The sequence below is a fragment of the Mesorhizobium sp. M0159 genome, from assembly GCF_040322295.1.
Lineage (GTDB): Bacteria > Pseudomonadota > Alphaproteobacteria > Rhizobiales > Rhizobiaceae > Mesorhizobium.
Genome location: NZ_JAMYTF010000107.1, coordinates 1 through 5,416, shown reverse-complemented (window position 1 = coordinate 5,416; position 5,416 = coordinate 1). Strand labels below are relative to the sequence as shown.

The window sequence follows — 5,416 nt, the reverse complement described above, 5'->3', positions numbered from 1 at the left end:
GAGCGCGCTCCGGAAGACCGGCGGCAGCGCTATATTGGGGAAGATTCAAACGGCACTTCTGGGGAGTATTGAGCCGGCATCGACAGTTGGTCGCTATTCCCTGAAGGAAGCCTCGACATTACCGACACGAGCGCGGGCGGTCGGCAGACCGCCGGTCGGTGGTACTCCGCATGCAGCGCCGTCGCCTTCTCCGAGAAACGTCCTCTGTGGATGGCTCCCGCGATGCAAGAGGTAATTGGACGTTACGGCGCGTTGGGCGGGTGCAGTCTTCTGTCCGGCCTGTTGATGCAGCCATCCGAGACTGCTGGCCCTGATGGGACCGGCGAACTGGATCTCAATCTGCCTATCAGGCTATGGTGCTCGGACATTCGACGGGTTGTCCCTGTTCCCGGCCTGACCAGTCTCGCCATCACATCGCGTCGCTCTCACAACCTACTGGTAGCCGATCGATCGGCCCGCCTGTTCTCTGTCCTAAAATTTATCTTCTTCGCAACCTTACACCGCAAGGTTCGCGGCATGACGAGCTTGAGGTCTCGCGCGTACCATGATCGCCCAGACCACACGGGCCATCTTGTTCGCCATGGCCACACTCGCCAAGCGCACGGGTTTCCTGGCGAGCAACGCGACAAGCCGAGGATCCGCTGCCGCCCCTCGAGTTTTGCGAAGGTGTCGGCCCGAGCCAGGCGGGGAACTCCCGACCCGTGCGGGTGCGACGGCAGTCGGCCACGAAGCGACGGGCAATATCCTCGTTCGACACTGCCAAGTCGGCTTCCCGAAACAGCCATTCCTTCAGTTCGCGCGCACCGCCCGGAGAAAGTACGAAGCTGTACAGCGTCCGCAACTACGGCAAGGTGCTCGTGCCGCGCGCGCGTAGTCAACGAGATCGTCGGTATGTAGGCCAAGCTGCATCGGGGCGAGGCTTAGAGACCGCGCCGAGGTCGTTCGGGCCGCTCTGCGAGCCGGAAGCCGCCTCGCCCTTCGACTTTTCATTTGCGACAGGCCCTGATGAATTGCCAAGCCGGGCTGCAGCGGGAAACCTGTCAGGATAACAGGATCACAGCGTTCGGTTGCATGCCCGGCAGTCGGACTCATTGTCGGCCTTCTGACAATGTTGGGTATGAAACACTGCACTATCAAAGCGATCGTGTTGTCTAAAAATGGTTTTCTGGATTGGCACGGCATTTGCTTTGCTGAATCACAAATACCTACGGCACGAACCTGCAGGAGTTCCTCCATGAACAGCCTCAGGCAGTCGCTACAGCAAGATCTGTGCATGCGAATCCGCCCTCCGGTTGCAATCGGAATGGGCCGAGCTTGTAACCAAACACTCCCCCTACTGCATGTGGGGACGCCAAAATCTCGCGACGCGGGCCACGACTGGACAAAAAGCCGCTCGATCGTCCCGCCGCTTAATGAAGTCCAGTGGTGGGACATCGATGAGCGCCTCGCGGAAGGCCGGACAGTTCCGCGATACCAACGTTATAGGGACGGCCTAATCTGTTTTGACTCGTTCTGCACAGTAGGATGGGTGGCTAGCACAAAGGATACTTGAACGTGGACGTTTTCGAACGTGCTTCAATACCTGCGAGGAGGTCACTGACCTCATCCTTCTCGGCCGACCTGGCCGTACTGGGTGCCGCATTCGTTTGGGGCGCGAGCTATCCGGTCGCGAAAAGCGCACTATTCTATGCGCCGGTTTTGATCCTCATTCTTTATCGTTTCCTGATTACCACGATCTTTATGGCAGTGGTGGCAAGACATGAGATCGCGTCGATCTCTTGGGGCGATTGCATCCGTGGCCTCGTATTGGGGACAATACTTTTTTCAATTTTTATTGCTGAAACTTACGGTGTTGCATCAACAAGCGCAATGAATACGGCCTTGATCATTTCGCTTTGTGTAATTTTCACGCCGATCATTGACTATGGGCTATCGGGGCGACTTCCACCTCCGGGCATATTGGCAAGTGCCGCCATATCCTGCATCGGTGTCGGCCTTCTCACTGGCGGGATCGGCAAGTTCAGTCCGGGTGACGCGCTTGTGCTGGGGGCTGCGATTCTGCGAGCAATTATGGTCGTTTCCACCAAACGCCTTCTGGCCGGCCGGCAGATTTCGTCTGCGGCACTGACGGCCATCCAGGGATCGGCGGTGGCAACACTCACTTTCGTTTTAGCCGTGGGTCAATTCGGAATCTACGGCCTTATTGTGAAGGCCCCCCTTCAGTTTTGGGGCGCCGTCGCCTTCCTTTCACTCTTCTGCACGATCGCTGCATTCTACATTCAAAACGCCGCGGTCAGAAAATCCACGCCGACACGGGTTGGCTTGCTGATGGGAACAGAACCCTTTTTTGGTTTCGTCCTCGCGCACCTTCTCCTGACAGAATCTTTGACCGCAACGGGCTTGATAGGTGCCGGCCTCATCCTCGCCGGAACCTTTTCCGGCATCTTTTTTGAGAGCAGGACCTGACAAATGAACCCCGTCTCAACTTCGATCAAACCATCTACCGGCGGCATTTTGAGTTTCGAAGATCTGGAGGCTTTTCGGGACCGAAACGCACCAGTTGCAACCATGTTCAGCGGCGGTCTCGACAGCACCTACCTTCTCTACAAGCTGCAAAGCCTTGGCTTTTCGAATATTGAAGCTGTCGCGGTGGATGTCGGAACTTCCATCGATAAGCCTTTGCTGGAACAGACGGCAGCCAGGTTCGGCGCGCGCTTTGTCTGTCTCGAAGGGCGGGAAGCTTTTGTCGAACAAGGCGTGAAACCTGCCATTCGGGCCCACGCCAAGTACCTTGGTAACTATCCGTTAAGCAGTTCCTTGAGCCGTCCCGTAATCGCCTCGTTGATTGTTGATCATGCAACATCAATCGGCTCACGGCTGCTTCTTCATACAGCAAGTCTTTCGCAGAATAGTCTTCCGCGCCTTAACAATAGCATCAAGCGCTCGGGATTTTCCGGCAACTTCGGCAGTCCGTATGAATGCTCGGTGATTTCCCGGCAGCAGAAGGCCGCCGCCCTCTCTAAGTTCGGACTGACTTTTGTGACGGACCGCACCTGGAGCGGAGACGAAAACCTCTGGTGCCGGGAATTCGAGTCTGGACCTTTGGATGATCCCGAGAACTTTTCTATCCCGGAAGAGGCATTTGATTGGACGCGCAACACTGCCGCAGAGCAGCCGGTAGAGATCAAACTCGGGTTTATCGACGGAAATCTCGTGTCAATTGATGACCGTGATGTTGCACTGATCGACACAATCCCGCTCCTGAATAAAACAGTTGGCAAATTCGGACACGGCCGCTTTGTCGGGCTCGAACACATCTCAACCGGTGAAAAGGTTCTCGAAGTCCGCGAGGCCCCCGCAGCGGCCATCATCATGGACGCGCTGCGGCACCTCGAAACCGCTTCCCTTGGCGTCGGATCAATCGTGTTGAAGGAAGGGCTTGAGCAAGCCTGGTCCCAGGAGGCGGTTTCAGGTGAATGGGGCAGTACTATTCACAAGATGTGCGAACGGGCCATAGCGTCCGCGCTCGAGGGCGTCAGCGGGAGCGTCAGCTACATAGTCGATAATACGCGCTTTTTACCTCGGTCCATCATAGCCAGCACGCCGAAATACATTACGGACCGCCACCTTTGGGAACACCAAGCCGCGAGCCACCAAGCGTCCTTTAAAACTTCCCCCTCGCCAAATTACCAAGACGGGAGACACCCATGAAAAAGGTCGCACCCCAGGCGCTATGCAGCCTCAGTCAAGAATGCACTGATCATCTGGTCACGAATGGATGGTGGTTTTCCAGAGGTAAGCGCACCGAAGCCGGCTTCGGCATCGAAATTGATGCTGGCTGGAAGAACTTTGCTGACCACTGGAATCGATTGCTTCTCGATGAATACATGCGTGACGGCGGGACCTATCGCTACCGGCGCTATGGTGCGTTTGAATATGACGCAGTTGACGGAATTTTTCGGCTCCTGCCCCATGCCCCTTACGAGCAATCGAAAGCCATCAACCACTTGAATGGCGGCTTCAAGCGCTACTTCGAGCCCTTTGAACAATCGTTTATAGATCATCCTGTCTTAAACAAGATTCTGACAGGTTTCTGCAGAATTCTATGTCAAACCGCTGGACATGATCGTTGGGATATTAAGCTCCATCCCTACCGGATTGTTGCACGCGACGGTGTAAACGGCAAACCAGCACCCGAGGGCCTTCATCAGGACGGGGTGGATTTCATCGTTTCTTACATGATCGGGCGGGTTAACGTGACCGGCGGTATGAGCACGATTACTGATGCCTCAAAGCGGTTCCTCGGCGATGTCGAAATGAACCTTCCAACTGATTTTGTGATTTGCAACGATCGCAAGACGTTTCATGATGTATCACCGATCGTGACCGAAAATCCGAAAATGCCGTTCGCATATCGTGACGTCCTTGTCATCGCCTTCGAGAAACTATGAATCAAGTCTTGAACCTAAGCACGTTGCGACCAATAGCGAGATCGCTGTCCATACCTGTGGGAATTCTTGAGGCAGAGTCGGACATATCGGACGCCGCCTGATCAGTCGGATAATCTGCAAATGGGTGGAAGATCGCTCTTGTGATGTGTAGTTTGGGACTGATAGTCGAGGCTTGATTCCGTTGGACGCGAATGCCTTCTGGCGCATCACCGCCATGAGAATTCTCGTCCACTGTCCGAGTCAGGAACTGCACACGGGCTCGCCGAACAGGAAGTTGGAACGCTTCGTCATGCTGTCTTAGGCGATATAGCCGCCCGGAGTGCTGCGACACGTGCACGATAGCATTGGCTCGCGAGGATGGATTGCTAACGGCGAACCCATGCTGGTCGGCAAGGCGATACTGGCTGGAGCATCAACTCGGCCGACGAGAGTGGCCCCCCATCCTAGGCAGGATCGGCCGACATGGCCGGCATCGCGAGCCGCTCTGAAAGAGCACAGCGGGCATCCAGACGCTGCCGGGTAAGTCGTTGCTGCCTTCTGGGAGTACGTTCTTTGGTTGGAAATTGCTTACAAGCTTCTGGAGAAAGACGAGACCCGCGTTTTGCGCGACACTCGTTTGCTAGAGAACTACAAGAAACTTAAGTTGCTGTTCGAAGCGAGGGTCGATGACGGGCTGGTCGCCTTCAACACCGCCCCTGGCCTGATGAGCCTCGATCTCCAGCACAGGCTCTTTCATCTCGCCCTTTCGGAGCTCGGTGGCGAGGAGGCATGGAACGAAGTGCTGGAGATTACGGTGGATGTCGCGCGTACCATCACCATCGAACGGTTCAACCGCCCCGATTGACGGACCCTCCGCGTTCGTTTCCTTCATCGGGCTGGAAGAAGCCGCCGCTCGCACAACGAAAAAGCCCGCCGCGGGAGGAGGTGCGGCGGGCTTGATTTGGACGACAGCATTCGGGAGGAAT

The 5,416-nt window shown here is 55.9% G+C and carries 4 protein-coding genes and 1 pseudogene; 4 read left to right on the top strand and 1 reads right to left on the bottom strand.

Going from position 1 to position 5,416, the window contains the following annotated elements; genetic code table 11:
* Nucleotides 1–495: 495 nt before the first annotated feature.
* Nucleotides 496–648, bottom strand: a pseudogene (locus NKJ32_RS34965) (IS110 family transposase); the annotation flags it as partial.
* A gap of 906 nt (nt 649–1,554) precedes the next feature.
* Here NKJ32_RS34965 and NKJ32_RS34960 point away from each other — a divergent pair.
* The 4 genes from NKJ32_RS34960 (at nt 1,555) to NKJ32_RS34945 (ending at nt 5,295) form a co-directional block, all read left to right on the top strand.
* The gene (locus NKJ32_RS34960; protein WP_352509681.1) at nt 1,555–2,466 is read left to right on the top strand and encodes a DMT family transporter; all 912 of its coding nucleotides are present in this window, start codon (nt 1,555–1,557) and stop codon (nt 2,464–2,466) included.
* 3 nt (nt 2,467–2,469) lie between these two features.
* Nucleotides 2,470–3,711 (top strand): argininosuccinate synthase-related protein, encoded by a 1,242-nt coding sequence (locus NKJ32_RS34955; RefSeq protein ID WP_352830475.1) that lies wholly within the window; start codon nt 2,470–2,472, stop codon nt 3,709–3,711.
* Entirely contained in the window at nt 3,708–4,451 is a 744-nt protein-coding gene (locus NKJ32_RS34950; RefSeq protein ID WP_352509679.1) for a 2OG-Fe dioxygenase family protein, read from the top strand. The genes NKJ32_RS34955 and NKJ32_RS34950 overlap by 4 nt, the downstream gene beginning before the upstream one ends.
* A 556-nt stretch (nt 4,452–5,007) precedes the next feature.
* Nucleotides 5,008–5,295: a hypothetical protein gene (locus tag NKJ32_RS34945; protein ID WP_352830472.1), complete on the top strand. Its 288-nt coding sequence runs from the start codon at nt 5,008–5,010 to the stop codon at nt 5,293–5,295.
* The last annotated feature ends 121 nt before the right edge of the window (nt 5,296–5,416 follow it).

Excerpts from the sequence above, each read along its gene's own strand:
- NKJ32_RS34950 (WP_352509679.1), top strand. The coding sequence starts at position 3,708 with ATGAAAAAGGTCGCACCCCAGGCGCTATGCAGCCTCAGTCAAGAATGC.
- NKJ32_RS34955 (WP_352830475.1), top strand. The coding sequence starts at position 2,470 with ATGAACCCCGTCTCAACTTCGATCAAACCATCTACCGGCGGCATTTTG.